General features: G+C 70.8%; 15 protein-coding genes. 5 read left to right on the top strand and 10 right to left on the bottom strand.

Going from position 1 to position 20,385, the window contains the following annotated elements; genetic code table 11:
• A partial coding sequence (locus tag IIE03_RS04000; protein WP_192861455.1) for a GH1 family beta-glucosidase occupies window positions 1–1,402 on the bottom strand: 1,402 nt, incomplete at its 3' end.
• 181 nt (window positions 1,403–1,583) lie between these two features.
• Between IIE03_RS04000 and IIE03_RS03995 the strand changes: the two genes are divergently transcribed.
• Window positions 1,584–1,823, top strand: coding sequence for a hypothetical protein (locus IIE03_RS03995; RefSeq protein WP_192861454.1), 240 nt, complete (start codon window positions 1,584–1,586; stop codon window positions 1,821–1,823).
• 23 nt (window positions 1,824–1,846) lie between these two features.
• Here IIE03_RS03995 and yicI read toward each other — a convergent pair whose 3' ends face one another.
• From yicI to IIE03_RS03970, 5 genes are read right to left on the bottom strand one after another with little or no spacing between them, the layout of a single operon-like run.
• A complete protein-coding gene (gene yicI, locus IIE03_RS03990) occupies window positions 1,847–4,219 on the bottom strand; it encodes an alpha-xylosidase (RefSeq protein WP_192861453.1) in 2,373 nt (790 codons plus the stop codon).
• Between the two features lie 55 nt (window positions 4,220–4,274).
• On the bottom strand, window positions 4,275–5,159 hold the full coding sequence (locus IIE03_RS03985) for a carbohydrate ABC transporter permease (RefSeq protein WP_192861452.1): 885 nt from the start codon (window positions 5,157–5,159) through the stop codon (window positions 4,275–4,277).
• Between the two features lies 1 nt (window position 5,160).
• A complete protein-coding gene (locus IIE03_RS03980) occupies window positions 5,161–6,135 on the bottom strand; it encodes a carbohydrate ABC transporter permease (RefSeq protein WP_225997221.1) in 975 nt (324 codons plus the stop codon).
• Window positions 6,128–7,432 (bottom strand): ABC transporter substrate-binding protein, encoded by a 1,305-nt coding sequence (locus IIE03_RS03975; protein ID WP_192861451.1) that lies wholly within the window; start codon window positions 7,430–7,432, stop codon window positions 6,128–6,130. Before IIE03_RS03975 ends, IIE03_RS03980 begins: the two co-directional genes overlap by 8 nt.
• Window positions 7,429–9,546 (bottom strand): beta-galactosidase, encoded by a 2,118-nt coding sequence (locus IIE03_RS03970; protein WP_225997220.1) that lies wholly within the window; start codon window positions 9,544–9,546, stop codon window positions 7,429–7,431. Before IIE03_RS03970 ends, IIE03_RS03975 begins: the two co-directional genes overlap by 4 nt.
• A gap of 240 nt (window positions 9,547–9,786) precedes the next feature.
• On the opposite strand from IIE03_RS03970, the gene IIE03_RS03965 reads away from it, so the two are divergent.
• From IIE03_RS03965 to IIE03_RS03950, 4 genes are all read left to right on the top strand, one after another.
• On the top strand, window positions 9,787–10,803 hold the full coding sequence (locus IIE03_RS03965) for a LacI family DNA-binding transcriptional regulator (protein WP_192861449.1): 1,017 nt from the start codon (window positions 9,787–9,789) through the stop codon (window positions 10,801–10,803).
• Window positions 10,804–11,082: 279 nt separating this feature from the next.
• Window positions 11,083–12,099, top strand: a complete 1,017-nt coding sequence (locus tag IIE03_RS03960; protein WP_318842787.1) for an ABC transporter permease — start codon at window positions 11,083–11,085, stop codon at window positions 12,097–12,099.
• A 15-nt stretch (window positions 12,100–12,114) separates the two neighbouring features.
• A complete protein-coding gene (locus IIE03_RS03955; RefSeq protein ID WP_192861448.1) occupies window positions 12,115–13,038 on the top strand; it encodes a carbohydrate ABC transporter permease in 924 nt (307 codons plus the stop codon).
• Window positions 13,039–13,102: 64 nt separating this feature from the next.
• Window positions 13,103–14,854 carry a type 2 periplasmic-binding domain-containing protein gene (locus IIE03_RS03950; RefSeq protein WP_192861447.1) on the top strand — a complete coding sequence of 584 codons (1,752 nt, stop codon included), beginning with the start codon at window positions 13,103–13,105 and terminating at the stop codon, window positions 14,852–14,854.
• Between the two features lie 125 nt (window positions 14,855–14,979).
• On the opposite strand, the gene IIE03_RS03945 is transcribed toward IIE03_RS03950, so the two are convergent.
• From IIE03_RS03945 to IIE03_RS03930, 4 genes are all read right to left on the bottom strand, one after another.
• Window positions 14,980–15,627, bottom strand: a complete 648-nt coding sequence (locus IIE03_RS03945) for a DUF624 domain-containing protein (RefSeq protein WP_192861446.1) — start codon at window positions 15,625–15,627, stop codon at window positions 14,980–14,982.
• Between the two features lie 61 nt (window positions 15,628–15,688).
• Window positions 15,689–18,214, bottom strand: coding sequence for a beta-glucosidase family protein (locus tag IIE03_RS03940; RefSeq protein ID WP_192861445.1), 2,526 nt, complete (start codon window positions 18,212–18,214; stop codon window positions 15,689–15,691).
• Window positions 18,215–18,452: 238 nt separating this feature from the next.
• Window positions 18,453–19,070, bottom strand: coding sequence for a ribonuclease FAU-1 family protein (locus IIE03_RS03935; protein ID WP_192861444.1), 618 nt, complete (start codon window positions 19,068–19,070; stop codon window positions 18,453–18,455).
• Window positions 19,071–19,122: 52 nt separating this feature from the next.
• Entirely contained in the window at window positions 19,123–20,373 is a 1,251-nt protein-coding gene (locus tag IIE03_RS03930; protein ID WP_192861443.1) for an N-acetylglucosamine-6-phosphate deacetylase, read from the bottom strand.
• Window positions 20,374–20,385: the final 12 nt, after the last annotated feature.

Below are 20,385 nucleotides of genomic sequence, written 5' to 3'. Positions count from 1 at the left end.
CCAGGCGGTGGTACCAGTGGGCGGAGTCTTTCCAGAGGCGTTCCTGGGTGTCGTAGTCGACGTGGATGATGCCGAAGCGGCGGTCGTAGCCGTAGGCCCACTCGAAGTTGTCCAGCAGGGACCAGGCGAAGTAGCCGCGCACGTCTGCGCCCTTGTCGCGGGCCAGGCCGAGTGCCTCGACGTGGTCGTGCAGGTACTGCACGCGGCGGGGGTCGTGCACGCGGGCGACGCCGTCGGTGACGGTGACCTCGTCGTCGAACGCGGCGCCGTTCTCGGTGACCATGAGCGCCAGATCCGGGTAGCGGTCGTGCAGTTGGAGGAGCAGGTCGGTCAGGCCGGCCGGTTCGATGTTCCAGCCCATGGCGGTGTGCGGGCCCGGCTGGGGCAGGAACTCCACGTCCTCGGCGCCGATCCACGGGTTGCCGGCGGAGTCCTTGTGCCCGTCGGCCTGCTGCCGCTGCCCCTGGCCCGACCAGGCGCGCACGCGGGCGGTGGAGTAGTAGTTCACCCCGAGCACGGTCAGCGGCCGGTGGATGGCCTCCAGGTCACCGTCGCGCACGAACGACCAGTCCGTCAGCGAGGCGGTGCGCTCCAGCAGGCCGGCCGGGTAGGCGCCCTCCAGCAGCGGCCCGAGGAACGACTCGTTGGCGATCTCGTCCGCCTTGCGCTTGGCCTCCAGGTCGGCCTGCGAGGACGGGTCGTCGGGCCGCACGACGTGCAGGTTGAGGGTGATCGACACCTTGGCCGACGCGCCCAGCACGTCCCGGATCTCCCGGACCGCCAGACCGTGGGCCAGGTTCAGGTGATGGATCGCCCGCAACGCCGCCACCGGGTCGCTGATACCCGGGGCATGCACACCCGAACCGTAACCCAGCAGGGCCGTGCACCACGGCTCGTTCAGCGTGGTCCACACCTCCACCCGGTCACCGAACTCCTCGGCCATGCGGCGCGCGTAACGCGCGAACGCCTCCGCGGTGGCACGATTCGTCCAGCCGCCCGCGTCCTGCAGTTCCTGCGGCAGGTCCCAGTGGTACAACGTGACCACCGGCTTGACACCCACGGCCAGCAAGGCGTCCAGCAGATCGGAGTAGAAGCCGATCCCCTCCGGGTTGAACTCACCACTACCCCCGGGCTGCACCCGCGGCCACGCGATCGAGAACCGGTAGGCGTCCAGACCCAGGTCCGCGATGTGCCGCACGTCCTGACGCCACCGGTGGAAGTGGTCGTCGGCCACGTCACCGGTGTCACCATTCAGAGTCTTGCCCGGCGTGTGAGAAAACGTGTCCCAGATCGACCGACCCCGACCACCCTCCCCCACACCACCCTCGATCTGATACGACGCCGTCGCAGAACCCCACACGAAATCGGCAGGGAAGGTACGGGTATCGCTGGGTGTCGCCATGTGTCTCTCCGTGAAATCGATGTCGGACAGCGTCGTTCCGGTACCGGCACCACTGCGGATGTCGGCCACCGGGTCTATCGTCACCCGCTGCCGCCGTGGCGGCGAAATCGGGTGGTGGGGATGGAGGTGCGGGAGTACTATCGAACATGTTTACGACTGTGGGTGACGGAGGTGCGCAAGGATGTCAGCAGTGGAAGCGGCACTGGCCGCGGCGATCGATGCGGTACTGACCACACCGGAGGTCACGTACCTGCGCGGGGACGCCACGCACTCGGCACGCACAGAGTTCGGCACCCGGTACGACGTCGTCGTGCCTCCGGTGTCCTTGCACGTACCTGCCGGTCCCCCACGTCCGCCGGGCGCCCCGGCCGGCGCCACCGTGCTGCGCGGCGGCGCCGACCTGGACGCGCCGGCCGGGTAGGAGGCTGCGCGGGTCCGCACGGCTCATCCGGCCACGGCGATCACCACCTCGCCGGGGCCGTCCGCCCCGACGCTCCGCCCGGCGATCTCAACACCCCACGCGGCGGGCGCGTCGGCGGAGCTCACGTGCACCGCGTCACCGGTCCGCCGTACCGTGAAGTGCGCGGACGCGCCGGTCCCACCGGGTACGACGACGTCCCGCTCGTACCCGTCAGGGAGCTCGAAACAGTGCAGGGTGACGCCCTCGGCCCAGGCGTAGTCCGGCCGGTCGTCGCGTGCGCCCACGGGCACGACCGAGCCCGGGCGGGCGAGCAGGGGCAGGGAGTCGAACCCGTGCTCCTCGGTGATCCACCTGGAGCCGCGGATCGTCCCGGCCGCCACGCCCCGGGCATCAGCGGCGGACGCGCCGCCGCCTCCGTCGGCGCCCGCTTCCTGCCCGGGCTCCCCGAGCGGGGGCGTCCCGGCGGCGAGCGCCGGCAGGACCGGGGTCCACCCGCCCTCGGGAACGTAGTAGCTCACTCGCCCGTCGGCGCGGAACACGGGGGCCACGAGCAGGCTGTCGCCGAGCATGTACTGGGTGTCGACCGTGTGCGCCGCGGGGTCGTCCGGGAACTCCAGCAGCATCGGGCGCATGACGGGCGTGCCGTCGCTCCGCACCTGGGCGGCCGCCTGGCCCAGGTACGGCATGAGGGACATCTTCAGCCGGGTGAACCGGCGGAGCACGTCGACGGCCTCGTCGTCGAACGCCCACGGCACGCGGTAGGAGTCGGAGCCGTGGAGGCGCGAGTGCGAGGACAGCAGGCCGAAGACGGACCAGCGCTTGAACACGGCCGGGTCGGGTGTGCCCTCGAACCCGCCGATGTCGTGGCTCCAGTAGCCGAACCCGGACAACGACAGCGACAGGCCGCCCCGCAGCGACTCCGCCATGGAGACGAACGTCGACTCGCAGTCGCCGCCCCAGTGCACGGGGAAGGACTGGGTGCCGGCGGTCGCGGAGCGCGCGAACACCACGGCCTCCCCGTGCCCGCGCTCCTGCTCGAGCAGTTCGAAGACCGCGTCGTTGTACAGGTAGGTGTAGTAGTTGTGCATGCGCTGCGGGTCGGACCCGTCGTGCCAGACGACGTCGGTGGGGATGCGCTCGCCGAAGTCCGTCTTGAAGCAGTCGACGCCCTGGTCCAGGAGTACGCGCAGCTTGTCCTGGTACCAGGCGGTGGCCTCCGGGTTGGTGAAGTCGACCAGCGCCATGCCGGCCTGCCACTTGTCCCACTGCCAGACGTCGCCGTCGGGCGTGGTCACCAGGTAACCCTTGTCCCTGCCCTCGCGGAACAGGTGGGAGCGCTGGGCGATGTACGGGTTGATCCAGACGCTGACCTTCAGCCCGCGCTCGTGGAGCCGGGCCAGCATGCCCTCGGGGTCGGGGAAGGTGGCCGGGTCCCACACGAAGTCGCACCAGTGGAACTGGCGCATCCAGAAGCAGTCGAAGTGGAACACCGACAGCGGGATGTCGCGCTCGGCCATGCCGTCGATGAAGCTGTTGACGGTCTCCTCGTCGTAGTTCGTGGTGAACGACGTCGAGAGCCACAGGCCGTAGGACCAGGAAGGGACGACGGCGGGCCGCCCGGTGAGCGCCGTGTAGCGGCGGAGGATGTCGGCCGGGGTCGGCCCGTGGATCACGTAGTACTGGAGCGACTGGCCCGGCACCGCGAACTGGGTGCGGCTGACCACCTCGGATCCCACCTCGAACGACACCCGCTCGGGGTGGGCGACGAACACGCCGTAGCCGCGGTTGGTCAGGTAGAACGGCACGTTCTTGTAGGCCTGCTCGCTCGCCGTGCCGCCGTCCTCGTTCCAGATGTCGACGCTCTGGCCGTTCTTGACGAAGGCGCCGAACCGCTCGCCCAGCCCGTAGACGTACTCGCCGACGCCGAGCGCGAGCTGCTCGTGCACGAAGTCGCCCTCGGGCGTGGTCGCGATGCCGATGCTCCGGGCCGACGACGAGGTGAGCACCTCGCCGTCGGCCACGAAGTCGACCTGCCACGGGCCGTCGGTGGCCACGCGGGCGGTGAGGCCGCCCGAGGTGAGTTCCGCGGGGCCGTCGCCCAGGGTGTCGGGCGCGACGATCTTGACCACGCCCGGCTCCCGGTGGACCGCGAAGTGCGGCCCGGGATCGCGGCGGCCCTGGTGGTGCTCGATGCGCACGCCGATCACGTCGTCCGCCGGGGCGTCGAACGTGACGGTCACGACCGGGCGGTTCAGGGTGTCGCCGCGCCGGGTGATCGGTGCGGTGGGCGCGTACACGGTCAGGGTGTCCGTGCCGGCCTCCACGGAGTCGATGTCGCGGGGGCGAAGCATGTCGACGCCGGGCCGCAGCTGCCAGTAGCCGTCGGTGAACTTCATGGCTGATACCTCGCTTGATCGTGTTCGGGGTCGTGGTCCATCGGAGTGCGCGCGATCACTTGACCGCCCCGGCGGTCACGCCCCGGGTCAGGGTGCGTTGGAAGATGAGGAAGAACACGACGGCGGGCACGAGGGAGACGAGCGTCCCCGCGTTGATGGTGGGTGCGTCCATCATCCGGTCCCCCTGCAGGGAGGCCAGGGCGATCGGGATGGTCTGGGTGTCGTTGGTGGTCAGCATGACGAGCGGGATGAAGAACTCGTTCCAGGTCCAGATGAAGAAGAAGATCATGAGGACCGACAGGGTCGGCCGCACGATCGGGAACACGACCTGCCAGAGGATGCGCCACCGGCTCGCGCCGTCGAGCGCCGCGGCCTCCAGGAGTGCTGGCGGGAACGTACCCAGCACGGAGGCCAGCAGGTAGGTGCCGAACGCCGACTGGATGACAGTGAAGATGATGATCACCGACCACTGCGAGTTCGACAGGCCCACGGACTGCGCCATCGTGAACAGCGGGTAGATCAGGGCCTCCTGCGGCAGCATGTTCGCCAGCAGGAAGAGCGTGACGATCCACAGCCGCCCCTTCACCCGGCCGATGCCGATCGCGTAGGCGTTGAGCAGCGACAGCAGCGCCCCCAGCACGGCGACGACGGCCGAGATGAACACGGAGTTCCAGAGCTTCACCGGGAACTCGGTGCGCTCCCAGAAGGCGAGCACCCCGTCGAGGTAGATGCCGGTCGGCAGGGACAGCGGCCCGTTGGCCGAGTAGTCCTGCGGTGACTTGACCGCGTTGAGCAGCATGATCCCGAACGGCGCGAGGATCGCGAGCCCGACGACGACGGCCGCGGCCAGCACCAGCCAACGGCCGGCGCCACGGCGGTAGCGGGAGTCGACGGCGGTGCGGCGCACCTCGGGCGCGCGCGTCGGTGTGGCGACTGCCATGTCAGATCCCCTCTCGCTCGCGTCGTTCCGCCCGGCCCTGCAGGCCGAGGATGATCACGGCCACCCCCACGATCACGAGCGTGAGCACCGTGGCGATCGCGGCTCCGTACCCGACCTGGGACTTGTCGAAGAAGCTCAGGAAGGAGTAGTAGCTCGGTACGAGGGTCGAGCTCTCCGGGCCGCCGCGCGTCAGCACGTAGATCGGCGCGAACACCTTGAGCGCGGCCACCGTGCAGGTCAAGGTGACCACGAAGGTCTCCGGCCGGATCTGGGGCACGGTGATGGCCCGGAACCGGTGCCACCACCCGGCGCCGTCGAGTTCGGCCGCCTCGTAGAGCTCCGGGTCCACGCGCTGCAGGGCGGCCATGAAGATGACCACCGGGTAGCCGATCTGGACCCAGATCAGCACGAGCATCACGGACGGCAGCGCGGTGGCGGGATCGCCGAGCCAGTTGGGCGGGGAGTCGATGCCCATGCCGCGCAGGATCGTGTTGAGCGCGCCGGTCTGGGAGTTCAGGATCCAGTTCCACAGCACGCCGGCCACCGCGACGGGAAGGATCTGCGGCAGGTAGTACGTGGCTCGCAGGACCGACGAGACCCGTGCGCCGAACCGCCGTCCGAGGTAGTCGAACAGCACCGCCGCGAGGACCAGCCCGACGAGCGTGGGCACGAGCACCATCGCGACGATCATGGCCACCGAGTTCGCGAACGACGTCCAGAACTGGTCGTCGCCCAGCAGGTCCGCGTAGTTGCCGAGCCCGTTCCAGCGCAGCGGCGCCATGCCCCCGCGCCACTTGAACAGGCTGAAGTACACGTTCGTGAGCAGCGGGTATCCGATCACGACGGCGAACGCGACCGCGCCGGGCAGCAGGTAGGGCAGGTAGCCCACCCAGGCCGCCCGGCGGCGGCGCGGTGCTCGCGGGCGCTGCTCCGCCCGCGAGCGCCGTGCCGTGAGGATGTTGGTGCCGTCAGCCATCGAGCAGGTCGGCCTTGCCCTCGTCGTACGCGCTCTGCAGGCCGTCGAGCACCTCGCTGGGCGTCTTGGACCGGTTCACGAGGGACTGGAGCTGGCTGACGATCACGTCGTAGTAGCCGGGCACCGGCCAGTCGGGGTAGAACGCGAGACCGTCGTCGTCGAGGATCGCCTGGAAGTTCTCGGTGAGCTCGCGCGTGCGTTCGTCGTCGATGACCGACGCGTCGCCGGCCACGGGCAGGCCGCCCTCGGCGGCCAGGACGTTCTGCACCTCGGGTCGCAGCGTGATGTCGATGAACTCCTCGGCCAGGCTCGGGGAGTCCGCGTTCGCCGGGACGACCCAGAGGTTGCCCGACGATCCGGGGTGCAGTTCGTTGCCGGGGAAGTTGAACTGACCCCAGTCGGCCTGGACCTCGGTCGCGAGGCGGCCGAACCACCAGGAGCCGCTGACCATGATCGGGTAGGTCCCGTCGATGAACGAGACGCCCATGTCCTCGGCCGTGAGTGCCGCGGAGTCGGAGGCGATGTAGCCCTTCTCGATCCATTCGTCGAGCTTCTCGGTGGCCTGGGTCATCGCCTCGCCGTGGAAGTCGACGTCGTTCGCGAAGAGCTGGTAGTCGTCCACGAGAGCTCGGTCGCCGTAGGCGAGCACGAGTTCGTACCAGAGCTGGCCCAGCGGGTACTCGGCGCCGGCCTCGGCCAGCGGGGTGATGCCCTCCTCCTGGAAGGTGGCCAGGACGTCCTCGAACTCCTCGAGGGTGGTGGGTTCCTCGAGGCCGTGCTCGGCGAACATGTCCTTGTTGTAGTAGACGCCGACGAACTCGCCGTAGTTGGGGACCCCGTACCATTCGCCGGAGCCCATGAGGCCCTGCTCGTCGTACCTGGCCGTGGTGGCCAGCGAGCCGGTCAGCGTCTCGTCCCAGCCGCGCTCGGCGGCCTGGTCGGTGAGCGGGGTCAGCAGGCCCTGGGCGGCGAGCTGGCCGGCGGTCGCGTTGCCCTTGTTGAACTCCATGACGTCGGGCACGTCGTCGCCGGTGAGGACGATCTTGGCGTTCTTCTGGATCTGTTCGAACGTCTGCTTCTCGACCTCGACGGTGACGTCCGGGTTCTCCTCCTCGAAGATCCGGATGGCCTCGGCCCAGGCCTGGCCCATCGCCGAGTCGTCGTTCTCGTAGTGCCAGATCGTCAGCGTGCTGTCGTCCGTGTCGCCGCCGCCGGCGGTCTGGCCGGTGCAGCCGGCCAGGGCCAGGGATCCGGTCATCGCGGCCGCCACGACGGTCATCGTCCGCTTGTGCTTCATTGCCTATCTCCTTGGTTCGCGAGCCCGGCTGGGGCTCGATGCCCGGCCTCCGCGGGCAGCAGCGCCGCCGCGTCGGTCGGCCCGACCGTCACCTCGTCCGACACGGGCGTGCCGGTGAGCAGGTCGGTCCAGTTCCCCGGCACGTCGAGGCGTGCCGGCTCGCCGGAATGGTTCAGCAGGAACAGGACGTCGCCGCGGCGGACCGCCTCGACGTCGTCCCCGGGGGTTCGCCGCGTGTCGCGGCCGGGCCGCCCGGGCAGGGCGGGTTCGACGCCGGCCGCGTCGAGCGCCGCGCGGAGCACCGCGGCGAGGGTGTCGTCGTCGGGCACCGTGCCGAGGTACCAGGCGGAGCCCTCGTCCGGCGCGCCGGTGTGCGGGGCGTGCCGCGTGATCGCGGGGGCGCCTTCGAGGTGTCCCGGGCCGAACGTGGCGAGCACGTCGGCGCCGTCGGCCCGGAGGAGTTCGCCCAGGACGGCGGCGCGCGGCCGTGCCGGACCCGCGCCGTCCACGGGCGACGCGCCGGAGGGGATCAGGTCCACGCCGTCGTCGGGCAGCGGGGCCCATTCCTCGCCGCTCACGCCGAGCAGGCCGGCGAGCAGGACGGGGAAGCGGCCGGGGCGCACCTGGGCGTTCGCGTCGGCGACTCCGCTGAACGGCCCGACGACGAGACTCGCGCCCCGCTCCACCGCCGCGGTCAGTGCCTCGGCATCCGCGGGCTCCATGAGGTACAGGTTGGGCACGAGCACCGCGTCGTACCGGGAGAGGTCGGTCCCGGGGTGCACGACGTCGGCCGCGACGCCGTCGGCCCACAGGACGCGATGCCAGGCGCGGAGCTGCTCGAGCGGGTCGAGCCGATCGGTCGGGCGGGCCACCTCGGTGGCGGCCCACCAGGACGACCAGTCCCACAGGAGCGCCACCCGCGCGCGGACCCGTGCGCCCGTGACGGACCGCAGGCGCGCGAGGTCCGCGCCGAGTCGGCGGATCCCCTGGTGGACGCGGGTCTCGGGTCCGGCGTGGGGAAGCATCGCGGAGTGGAAGCGCTCGGCTCCGGCGCGCGATGCGCGCCATTGGAAGAAGCAGATGCCGTCCGCGCCGCGGGCCACCGCCTGCAGCGACTCCAGCCGTGACCGCGCGGGCGACTTCGGCAGGTTGTGCGGCCGCCAGCTCACCGCGCCGGCGGCCTGCTCCATGAGGATCCATGGCTCGCCCCCACGCAGGGACCGCATCAGGTCCTGTCGCAAGGCCGAGGACGACGGGGCGTGCGGGTCACCCGGGTCGGGGTAGGCGTCGTCGGCGACGACGTCGAGGTCGTCCGCCCAGGACGTGTAGTCCACGAGCGGGAAGAAGCCCATGAAGTTGGTGGTGATCGGGCGGCTGACGTCGATGGCGCGGATCGCGTCGCGCTGCTCGCGGTAGACGCCCAGCAGCAGGTCGGACGAGTAGCGGCGCCAGTCCAGCGACTGTGTCGGGTTGGGGTGGTACGGCATCCGGCGCGGCGGCAGGACCTCGTCGAACGAGGCGTAGCGCTGCGACCAGAACGCGGTGCCCCAGGCTTCGTTGAGGCCGTCGACGTCGCCGTAGCGGTCACGCAGCCAGGCGCGGAACCGCCCGGCGGCCTCGTCCCCGTGGCAGACCTGGCCGAACTCGTTGCCGACGTGCCACATCCGCACCGCCGGGTGGGTGGCGTACCGCCGGGCGAGGTCGCGCGTGATGGCGAGCGCGGCGTCGCGGTAGACCTGCGAGGCCGGGCTGAAGTGGTTGCGGGAGCCGGCCACGAGCCGCACCCCGTCGGCGTCGACGGGCAGGGTCTCGGGGTGGCGCACGCCCAGCCAGGCCGGCGGCGACGCCGTGGGAGTCGCCAGGTCCACGCCGATGCCCTGCCCGTGGAGCACCTCGAGCACCTCGTCCAGCCAGTCGAACTCGCGCGCGCCGGGCGTGGGCTCGTACATCGCCCAGCTGAAGACGCCGACGGTCACGAGGTTGACGCCGGCCTCCCGCATGAGGCGTGCGTCCTCGCGCCACACCTCACGGGACCACTGCTCGGGGTTGTAGTCCCCGCCGAAGCAGATCCCGCCGTCGGCCACCAGCGCGGCGAACCCGTCGGTACCCGGCATCATCGCCCTCCTGGCCCGCCGGACACCCGCGTCCGGCTCATCGAAATTCGAGATCGTCGAAGCGATTCAACACGCTAGTCCGCTGCAGGGCCTTGTGTCCAGTGTCCTGGTCAGACGAATTGAGCTAGCCTTCCATCGAAGCGCTTCCCTAGCATGCGGCACACTGATGTGCCGGCACATGCCGGGCGCACGACCTGCCGCCGCACAGGGCGCCGCGGTACCGGACCGAGGAGGAACACCGTGGCTACGATCGACGACGTCGCGAAGGCAGCGGGGGTCTCGGCCTCGACCGTGTCCTACGTGCTGTCGGGCAAGCGTCCCATCTCCGCGCCCACTCGCGCACGTGTCGAGCGCGCGATCGAGAAGCTCGGCTACCGGCCGCACGCCGGGGCGCGCGCCCTGGCCTCGGCCCGGACCAATGTCATCGCGCTGATGGCACCCCTGCGCGTCGGCGTGAACGTGCCGGTCATCATGCAGTTCGTCACGGGCGTGGTCACCCGCGCGCGGGACTTCGACCACGACGTCCTGCTGCTGACCCAGGACGACGTGAGCGGCCTCGACCGCGTGACCGGCGGCTCCATGGTGGACGCCCTGGTCATGATGGACATCGAGGCGGACGACCCCCGCGTGCCCGTGGTGGCCGCCGCCAAGCAGCCGACCGTGCTCATCGGCCTGCCGGAGGACCCTGAGGGGCTCAGCTGCGTCGACCTCGACTTCGAGGCCGCCGGCCGGCTCGCCGTCCGGCATCTCGCGGCGGCGGGGCACACCGATGTCGCGCTGATCGGCTCCCCGCCCGAGGTGCTGCTGCGGCACACGTCGTACGCCGATCGGCTGATGCGCGGACTGCGCGGTCAGGCCAAGGCCTCCGACGTGACGGTCAAGGTGGAGGCGTGCGACGCCTCGCCGGCGGGCGCGTCGGAGGCCGTCGACACGCTCCTGGCGACCGCGCCCGACACGACGGGGATCATCGTGCACAACGAGGCCGCGCTCCCCCACGTCCTGTCCCGGCTGGCCGACCGGGGCATCGTGGTCGGCGCCGACATGTCCGTGGTCGCGGTGTGCCCCACGGACGTCGCCCTCTCCCAGCGCATCGCGATGACGAGCATCGATCTGCCCGCCGAGGACATCGGCAGGGTCGCCGTCGACATGGTGATGGCCCGGCTCGACGGCGAGCAGCCGTCCGAGACGAGGCTCCTCGCCCCCGTGCTCACCGAGCGGGAGAGCTCGGCACCGGGGCCCGCCGCCGACGACGACTGAGGACGCCCCACCGCCACTCGCAGTGGTCGCCCCACCGCCGTCGGCGAGGTCGCCCCCGTCCGCAGGGTCGCCCGTCGCCATCGGCGGTCTCGCCGGTCGCGACCGGATGCCCGGGCGTCCACCATCGATGCCCGGGGCATCCGTTGCCGAACCGTGAACCGCCGGTCATTGCACGGCAAGGCGTACGTCTGGTATCAATGTCGAAGCGCTTCGACGGATCGGCGCCTCCGATCCGCCGCTCGCGCCACATCGAAGTGGCCGATCACGAGGGAGTGACAGGTGAGCCTCACCCAGGGAGCGCCGCGGGAGGTGCTCGGCGCGCGCGTGCCGCCAGGCACCGGCCCGGCCGGCGCGTTGACGGGCGGTGGTCGCGGCAGACGTCGTGGTGCCAAGCCCCACGGCAAGACCTCGCCGTACATGTTCCTCGTCGTGTGTCCGTTCCTCGTACTCGTCTTCGTCTTCTCGTACCTGCCGCTGCTCGGCTGGGTGACCGCGCTCTACGACTACAAGCCGGCACTCGGTCTGGGCGGCAGCGAGTTCGTCGGGCTGCAGTGGTTCGAGATCCTCGTCTCGTCCAGGACGCAGCTCGAGCAGATCGGCCAGGTCATGGTGAACACCCTCGCCATGAGCTTCCTCGGCATCGCGACGTCGCTGCTCCCGCTCTTCTTCGCGATGTTCCTGAACGAGATCCGGGCCACCTGGTTCCGGAACACGGTGCAGACGCTCACGACGCTCCCCAACTTCATCTCGTGGGTGCTCGTGTACATGATCGCGTTCTCGCTCTTCTCGACGTCGGGCCTGGTCAACACCACGCTGCACGACTGGGGCCTGATCACCGTCCCGATGAAGTTCCTGGACACCGACCAGCACGTGTGGCTGACCATGCTCGCCTGGAGCCTCTGGAAGGGCGTGGGCTGGGGCGCGATCATGTACCTCGCGGCCATCTCGGGGATCGACCCGGCACTGTACGAGTCGGCGCGGATCGACGGCGCGGGCCGCTTCCAGCTCATGCGCTACATCACGTTCCCGCACCTCCTGCCGACCTTCGTGGTGCTCCTGATCCTCTCCATCGCCAACATCCTGAACAACGGCATGGAGCAGTACTACGTCTTCCAGAACGCGTTCAACAGGGAGTACATCCAGGTGCTCGACCTGTACGTCTACAACATCGGCATGACGGGGAACAGCCTGTCGCTGGCGACGGTCCTCAGCATGCTCAAGAGCCTCATCTCGCTCGCGCTCCTGATGTCCGCCAATGCGATCGCCAAGCGCGTCCGCGGCACGTCGATCATCTAGGAAAGGACCGACGTCGTGACCACCAAGGACACCGGAACGCCATGGCGCCACGCGCGCGGCGACGTCGCGTTCGCCATCGTCAACTACGCCGGATTCGTGCTCTTCGCGCTCGTGTGCGGCTACCCGTTCTACTACCTGATCATCAACTCGATCAGCGCGAACGATCTCAGCGCGCTCGGCGACGTGCGCCTGTTCCCCACGGGGATCCACCTCGAGAACTACACACAGATCTTCGGCCTGCCGGGGCTGACGGGTTCGCTGCTGGTCTCGATCGCCCGCACCGTGATCGGCACCGGGGCCACCGTCCTCGCGTCGGCGTTCCTCGGCTTCATGTTCACGCAGGAGCGCCTGCGGCATCGCTCCCTCTGGTACCGGCTGGTCATCTTCACGATGTACTTCAACGCCGGCCTCATCCCGGTGTACGTCACGATCCACACGCTGGGGCTGACCAACAACTTCTGGGTCTACATCCTCCCGGCGATCGTGCAGCCGTTCAACATCATCCTCGTCAAGACGTACGTGGAGTCGCTCCCGGCGTCGCTGCAGGAGGCCGCCGAGATCGACGGAGCCGGGATCGTGACGATCTTCTTCCGGATCATGCTCCCGAACATGACGCCGATCCTCGCGACCGTGGCGATCTTCTCCGCGGTGGCCCAGTGGAACTCGTTCCAGGACACGCTGCTGTACATCACGGACCAGCGGCTCTACCCGCTGCAGTACAGGCTCTACACGTATCTCAACCAGGCCAACAGCCTGGCTCAGGCGGCACAGAACGCGCAGGGCGACCTCGGCGCGATCGCGTCCGCCGCCACGACGCAGACGCCGACGTCGATCCGCATGACGATCGCCGTGATCGTCGTGCTGCCGATCATCTTCGTCTACCCGCTGTTCCAGCGGTACTTCGTCAAGGGCATCATGCTCGGCGCGGTCAAGGGCTGACAGCGTTCCGCGACAACACAAGGTTCAGCGACAACACAGTTCAGCAACAACACAAAGGAGTGTCATGAGATCACGCAAAGCCGTAGCGGTGCTGGTGGCCCCGCTGCTCGGACTACTGTCCCTCGCTGCATGCTCGGGAACGGGGACGTCGGAGGACCCCGAGGCGGCGTCACTCGACCAGGACTGGTCGGCGGCGGATCCGATCACCATCGACGTCTTCGACGGCCTCGCCAACTACCAGGGCATCCAGGGCGGGTGGTTCGGCAAGATCGTCAAGGACAAGTTCAACATGGAGCTGAACATCATCGCCCCGAACGTCGCGGGCGGCGGTGACACGCTCTACAACACCCGCGTGTCGGGCGGCGACCTCGGTGACCTCATCGTCACCGACAAGGGCGAGAAGCTGGACGAACTCGTCGAGGGTGGGCTGCTCCATGACATGTCGCCCTACTACGAGTCCATGGAGCACCTGCCGAAGTACGACGCCGCGATCCAGACCCTCAACGAGTCCAAGGACGGCGTCTACGGCTTCCCGACCCAGCTCTCGTCGGTCAAGCCGACGGAGCCGAACGACGATGTCGACCCGACGTTCGGTCCCTTCCTGCGCTGGGACTACTACGCCGAGCTCGGCTACCCGGAGATCGGCACCCTCGAGGACCTCCTGCCGGTGCTGAAGGACATGCAGGACGCCCACCCGGAGGCGGACAACGGCAAGCCGTCCTACGCCATCTCCCTGTTCAAGGACTGGGACGGCAACATGATGGTGATGGGCAAGCAGCCGACGACCCTCTACGGCTACGACGAGATGGGGTTCGTGCTCGCGAAGGCCGACGGCTCGGACTACCAGAGCATCATCGACTCGGATTCGCAGTACGTGCGCGCCCTGCGCTTCTACTACGAGGCAAACCAAATGGGCCTCGTCGACCCCGATTCGACCACGCAGAACTACGACACGATGTTCACCAAGTACCAGAACGGCCAGGTGCTGCTGTCCTGGTGGCCGTGGCTCGGCCAGTCCGCGTACAACACCGAGCAGAACATGGCCGAGGGCAAGGGCTTCATGATCGCCCCGCTGCAGGATCAGAAGGTCTTCGCCTACGGCGCCGAGGTGTACGGCGGCGAGCAGGTGGTCGCCATCGGCTCGCAGGCGGAGGACCCGGCGCGTATCGCCGCGTTCATCGACTGGCTGTATTCCCCGGAGGGCGTGCAGGCCAGCGCGTCGGAGACCATGGGTGCCGCCGGTCCTGTGGGCCTGACCTGGGAGAACGGCCCCGACGGGCCGGAGCTCACCGACTTCGGCCGCAAGGCCATCCTGGAGGGCGGCGCGGACGTGCCGGCCGACTGGGGCGGCGGCGCGTACAAGGACGGCGTCTCGACCCTGAACTTCTCCGCCGTCCTGCCGATCGACGAGGACCCGACCACGGGTTACCCGTACAACTACAAGCTCTGGCCGAGCTACCAGGAGACCACGGCCAACCCGCTCACCGAGGACTGGTCCGAGCACATGGGCGGCGCCACGACGACCATGGAGTACCTGCGGGCCAACGACATGCTGCTGGTCGCCCCGGGCGCGAGCTTCATCACCCCGACGGACGAGTCGGAGATCGAGACGGCCCGCAACCAGATCAAGGCCAGCATCGTCGAGTACTCCTGGAAGATGTCCTTCGCCAAGGACGACGCCGAGTTCGAGTCGCTGCTCGCGGAGATGCAGGAGACGGTGAACGGCCTGGGCTACGAGAAGGTCCTCGAGGTCGACATGGCCAACGCCCGGGCACAGAACGACGCCCGCGTCGCGGTCGCCAACGAGTTCGGCTGATCCGGACTCCTGACCGGTAGGACGGCACGCGAGAGGGCCCGGGCGATCGGATCGCCCGGGCCTTGTCGCGTCTCAGGATCGCGCGAGGTGCGGCCGACGGCAGCGCCTGCCCGCGCGACCTTCTCCTACTCGCCGGAGTGCGGGCTGACCGGGTCGAGCGCCGTGGGATCGCCGCCCCGCCGCCGGAAGACGCTGTGCAGCACGAGCGCGTCCACGTAGGCGCCCACCGAGAATCCGATGGTCGCGACGAGCACCACCGTCGGCGGGAACACGTACAGCAGACTCACCGTGGCGGCCGGACGCACCAGCAGGGCGAGCGTGCGCAGCGGCTCGGCGAGCGGCAGCAGCAGGGCGTTGCGCAGCGTCCGGCCCAGCGGGTCGGCGTACCGGGCGACCAGCACCAGACCGTACAGCAGGGCGGCCACCAGGTAGCCGACGAGCAGCACCGCCACCGTGCCGGCGGCGGACCCGAGGGCGGTGCCGGACGCGAGCCAGAAGATCGCGGCGAAGGCCGCCATCGCGGCCGGCACACCCAGCAGCAGCCCGACGGCGGTACCCCGCCACAGGTTGCGGCGCAGGGCGACGAAGAACCCCGTGATCAGATATCCCCGCTCCTCGTCGGCGTACCGCAGCGCCACCTCGTAGAGCGCGGCGGTCGCCGCCCCGGCCGTCACCACCGGCAGGCAGGCCACGATGTACAGCACGTTGAGCACGACGAACTGCAGGAACGTCGTCAGCCCCTGCACGCTCCGGCTGTCGGGGTCGATCCTCATGCCGTGGTCCTCATGCCGTGGTCCTCACACCCTGGTCCTCACGCCCTGCACACTGCCGTCCTCACCCGGCCCGGCCGGTCACGGTCAGCTCGCCGCGCACCGGCAGGTCCACGCTCGACGCCCCGGCGGCGACGGTGTACGTCCCCACCGGCACCCGGAGGTCGCCGTCAAGCAGGCCCGGCACCCCGCCCGACGGCGCCGCGGCCTCGTGCCACAGCGCCAGGCGCGCGACGTCGAAGGGCACCGCCACCGACGCCGTCTCGCCGGGGTCGAGCCGGACGCGACGGTAGCCGAGCAGGAGCCGCACGGGCGAGTCCGTCCCAGGGGCGCCGAGCGAGTACACCTGCACCAGTTCCTCGGCGGGCCGGTCGCCGGTGTTGCGCACCGTCACCGAGGCCGTGACCACGCCCGGGCCCGCCGGGTCGCGCGGCGTCAGCGGCGGGTGGTCACGCGTCGGCGCGGGGGCCGCGACCTCGGTCACGGACAGGGCGACCCGCCCGTACGACACGGCCGAGTAGGTCAGGCCGTGCCCGAACGCGAACGCGGGCACCCCTGCGTCGCTGTCGGGCAGGTGCCGGTAGGTCGCCTGCTGGCGCCGGGTGTCGTAGTCGAAGAGGTCGCCGGCCTGCTCCGGGCGCGCGGGCCAGGTCTGCGCGAGGCGTCCGGACGGCTCGACGGCGCCCGTCAGCACGTCGGCCAGGCCGTGCCCGAGCTCCTGGCCGCCGTGGCTGCTCCACACCACGGTGGCGGCGTCGGCGACGCCCGGACCGAGCACGTACGGGTAGCTCGACACGATCGTGAGCACGGCGCGCGGGTTGGCCTCGACGGCGGCGCGCCACGTCTCCACGGCGGCGTCGGGCAGCCACAGATCGGGCCGGTCCTGTGTCTCGCGCCCGTTCAGGTGCGGGTCGTTCCCGACGGCGACGACGACGGCGTCGCACGCCGCCGCGGCCTCGGCCACCCGCGCCGCGCCGGACTCCAGGACGCGCGCCACGAACCGCTCGGCATCCGCGAGCGTGTGCCCGTCGGCACACACCAGACCGGTGCCGCGCTGGACGCGCACCCACCGGCCGGAGCCGAGGTGCAGAAGGGACCACGAACCGTCGTCGTGCACGTGCCGGCGGAAGCTCTCCTGGACCTCCCAGCCCCCGACCCGCTCGGCGTCGGCCCGCAGCGGCCAGGCGCCACCGGTGAGCAGGCGGCCGGACGCCCCCGAGCGCAACGTGAGCACTCCCCCGCCCCAGTCCGTGACGGACAGGCGTGCGCCGCGGCCGGCCCCGGCCGAGTCCGCGACCACCGTCGCGCCGTCCGCGGTGACGGAGACGTACTGCCCGTTCGTCGCGCGCAGGGCGACGACGTCGGCGCCGTCGGCCATCACCACCCGGTCCGCGCCGAGTACGGCGCGCAGGCCGTCCGCCGGGGTGACCGCGTACGGCGGGGTGCCCGAGTACCAGTCGGTGAGCACGGCCTGGGCCATGGGCCCGACGACGGCGACCGAGCCCGTGGCCGGCAGGGGCAGCACGCCCGCGTCGTTGCGCAGCACGACCACGGAGCGGGCCACCGCCTCCCGCGCGAGGACGCGGTGCTCGGGCAGGTCGAGGTGGTCCGGCGTGATGCCGGCGTACGGGTCGGCGTCGCCGTCGAACTCGCCGCTGCGCAGGCGCAGCTCGAGGAGGCGCAGCACGGCGCGGTCGACGTCGTCCAGGGTGAGCAGGCCATGGTCCAGGGCCTCCTGGAGGCGCCGGACGGTGGGGGCGGAGTCGGTGTCGTCGTCGGTGAACGAGTCGACACCGGCGCGGACGAGCGCGGCGTTCCCGGCGGCGCGATCCTCCGCGGCGCGCTGCACGGTGACCACGAACATCGGGGCGGCGGCGTCGGACACGAGCGCGACCGACCCTCCGGTCCAGGAGCGCAGCTCGGCGAAGAGCTCGGCCTGCAGGTGCGCCGGGGTGCCGTTGACCTGGTTGTACGCGGGCATGACACCCGCGGCCACGCCCGCCTCGATCGGCTCGCGGAAGGCGGGGAGCTCCTCCTCGTGCAGCGTGACCGGGGTGAGGTTCGAGCTCGTGGACGAGCGGTCGGTCTCGTTGTTGTAGGCGAGGAAGTGCTTGAGCGTGGGCGTGGTCCGCCAGACCCGCTCGTGGTCCCCGCGCAGGCCGCGGCAGTAGGCCGTGGCGAGGTGCGCGGTGACGTGCGGGTCCTCGGAGTACCCCTCCTCGTTGCGGCCCCAGGCCGGGTGCCGGAGCGTGTTCACGACCGGCGCCCAGACGTTCAGGCTCACCGACGGGTCTCCCGCGCGCTTGGCGCGGACCTCGGTGGAGACGACGTCGCCGACGCGGCGCACCAGCTCCGGGTCCCAGGTCGCGGCCAGGCCGACCGGCTGCGGGAACACCGTGGCGCGGCCCAGCCAGGCGACGCCGTGCAGCGCCTCGCACCCGGTGTGGAACGGGCCGAGCCCCAGCCGGTCCACGACCGGCTGATGCTGGTGCAGCATCGCCACCCGTTCCTCCGGGGTGAGGCGGCCGAGCAGGTCACGGGCGCGCACGGGGATGGGCAGCGCGGGATCGCGGAAGGGCGACACGTCCATGGGTTCCTCCTTCGGGTGCCGCGACGGTGCGGCTCGGATGCGACCGGTGCGCGGCAGGGTGACGCTCTCTGCCGGCGATCAGTCGAAGCGCTTCGATGGACGGTACCCGGCCGAGGCCCGAAGCGCTACCCCGTCTCGGCGGATCGCGCCGCAAGGCATCGCCGCCGCACGACCGGTCGGCTCGTTCCACACGCCACGCCGGCGGGCAAGTCCGCGGGCACGGGTGACCGCCGGCGCCTCAGCGGGACTCGTACGGTAGCGTCGCCCAGTCCGGTGGGAGGTCGCGCGGCGTCCAGGACGGGTCCGGGGTCCAGTCCGCCCAGGACTTGTCCCACCAGAGGTCGCCGGCGTCCAGCCGGGCGGCGATGCGGTCGCCCTCGGCCCGGATCTCGGCCATACGGCCGGGGTAGCGCGCGGGGCCGGTCTCCTCGAACTCCTCGACGTCCTTGAACTCGTAGGTCTCCGCGTCGGCCGGCCACCAGATGTCGAGCTCGTGGTCGAGGGTGTCGAAGCCGATCGGCGTGCGCCGCGGCGCGTCCTCCAGGTTGAGGTACCAGCCCTGGAACTCGCGCTCCTCACCCGCCCAGAACAGGAAGACCGAGTGCTCGACGCCCGTCCAGTGCAGCTCGAGGCGGCCGTGACCGCGCCAGTGCGTGCTGCCGGCGAGCAGCCACGGATGGCGGCCGACGGGGAACGTCCCGTCCTCCGGATATCCGAAGGGGGAGCCGCCGGGCGTGTAGGTGACGAGCAGTTCGCCGTCGTCGTGCACGCAGATCTGCGGGATCGCGATCCACGGCTCGCCGCGCATGATCTCGCGTCGCACGACCGTGGCGCCCGGTTCGAAGGGTGTCGTCATGGCCCGCACGGTAACAGCGGCGCGTTGCCGGGAAATGGCGTGGGTGTGCCCGTCACCCGGGAATCTCGGCGCCCCCGCGCAGGACTCGCCGTGGCCGCAGGTCCTCGTCCGCCACGAGCACGTCGGCGCGCAGCCCCCGGGCGAGCGTGCCGAGCTCCCGGCCCAGTCCGAGGACCCGGGCCGGCACGGCCGAGGCGGAACGCACCGCGTCGAGGAGCGGGACCCCGGCCGCGACGGTGTGGCGCACGACGTCGATCAGGTGAGCCGTGCCGCCGGCGATCGCCCCGGCGTCCGGGTCGCCGGGATCCACGAGGCGCGCGACGCCGTCCCGCACCGTGACCGACATCGGGCCCAGGTCGTAGGAGCCGTCCGCCATCCCGGCCGCCGACATCGCGTCCGTGACGAGGGCCACCTGGTCGGCGCCCACCGTCCCGAACACCGTACGCACCGTGGCCGGGTCGAGATGGACACCGTCCGCGATGAGCTCCACCACGAGGTCGCCGCGGGCGGCGGCCGCGAAGCACGCGGCGACCGGGCCCGGCGCCCGGTGGTGCAGCGGACGCATGCCGTTGAAGAGGTGCGTGGCCGTCATCTCGCGGTGGCCGACCCCCGCCACCTCCGCGGCCAGCCGCAGACCCGCCGTGACCTGGGAAATCAGCGCCTCCGCGGCTTCCGTCGTCCCGTCCGTGTGGCCGAGCGACGGGATGGCCCCCGCCTCGATGAGCGCCGTCGCGGCGCCGCCCGGACCCGCGACTCCGGGAACCTCCGGCGCCACGGTCATCGTCGCCAGGTGCCCGCGCGCGGCCTTCGCGAGGTCGCGGACCACGGCGGCGTCGCCGTCGCGCAGGTAGGCAGGGTTGTGCGCGCCGCGACGCTCGTGCGAGAGGAACGGTCCCTCGGCGTGGATCCCCGCGATCTCGCCGGCGTCGGCGAGATCGGCGAGCATCGCCGCCTGTGCGGCGAGGGTGTGCGGGTCGGCCGTGACGAGGGAGGCCAGCATCGTCGTCGTACCGTGCCGCCGGTGTTCGAGGACGGCGCGCAACGCCTCGCCAGGGCTCGCGGCGTCGGGGAAGCCGACGCCTCCCCCGCCGTGGTTGTGCAGGTCGACGAGCCCTGGCAGCAGGTAGTCGTACGACGGCGGCACCTCGCCGAGCTGTGCGTCGAAGCCCGCGTCCCGGGCTTCGACGGCCGTGCCGACGAAGGCGAGCCGATCTCCCCGGGCGACCACGACACCGTCGTCGATCATCGCCTCGGGCAGGAGCACTCGTCCTCGCAGGACGACCGTGGAAGTCTTCTCCGGCATGCCCCCATCCTG

The organism is Myceligenerans pegani (assembly GCF_014892515.1).
GTDB lineage: Bacteria > Actinomycetota > Actinomycetes > Actinomycetales > Cellulomonadaceae > Myceligenerans > Myceligenerans pegani.
This window is presented reverse-complemented; position numbering and strand designations above follow the sequence as displayed.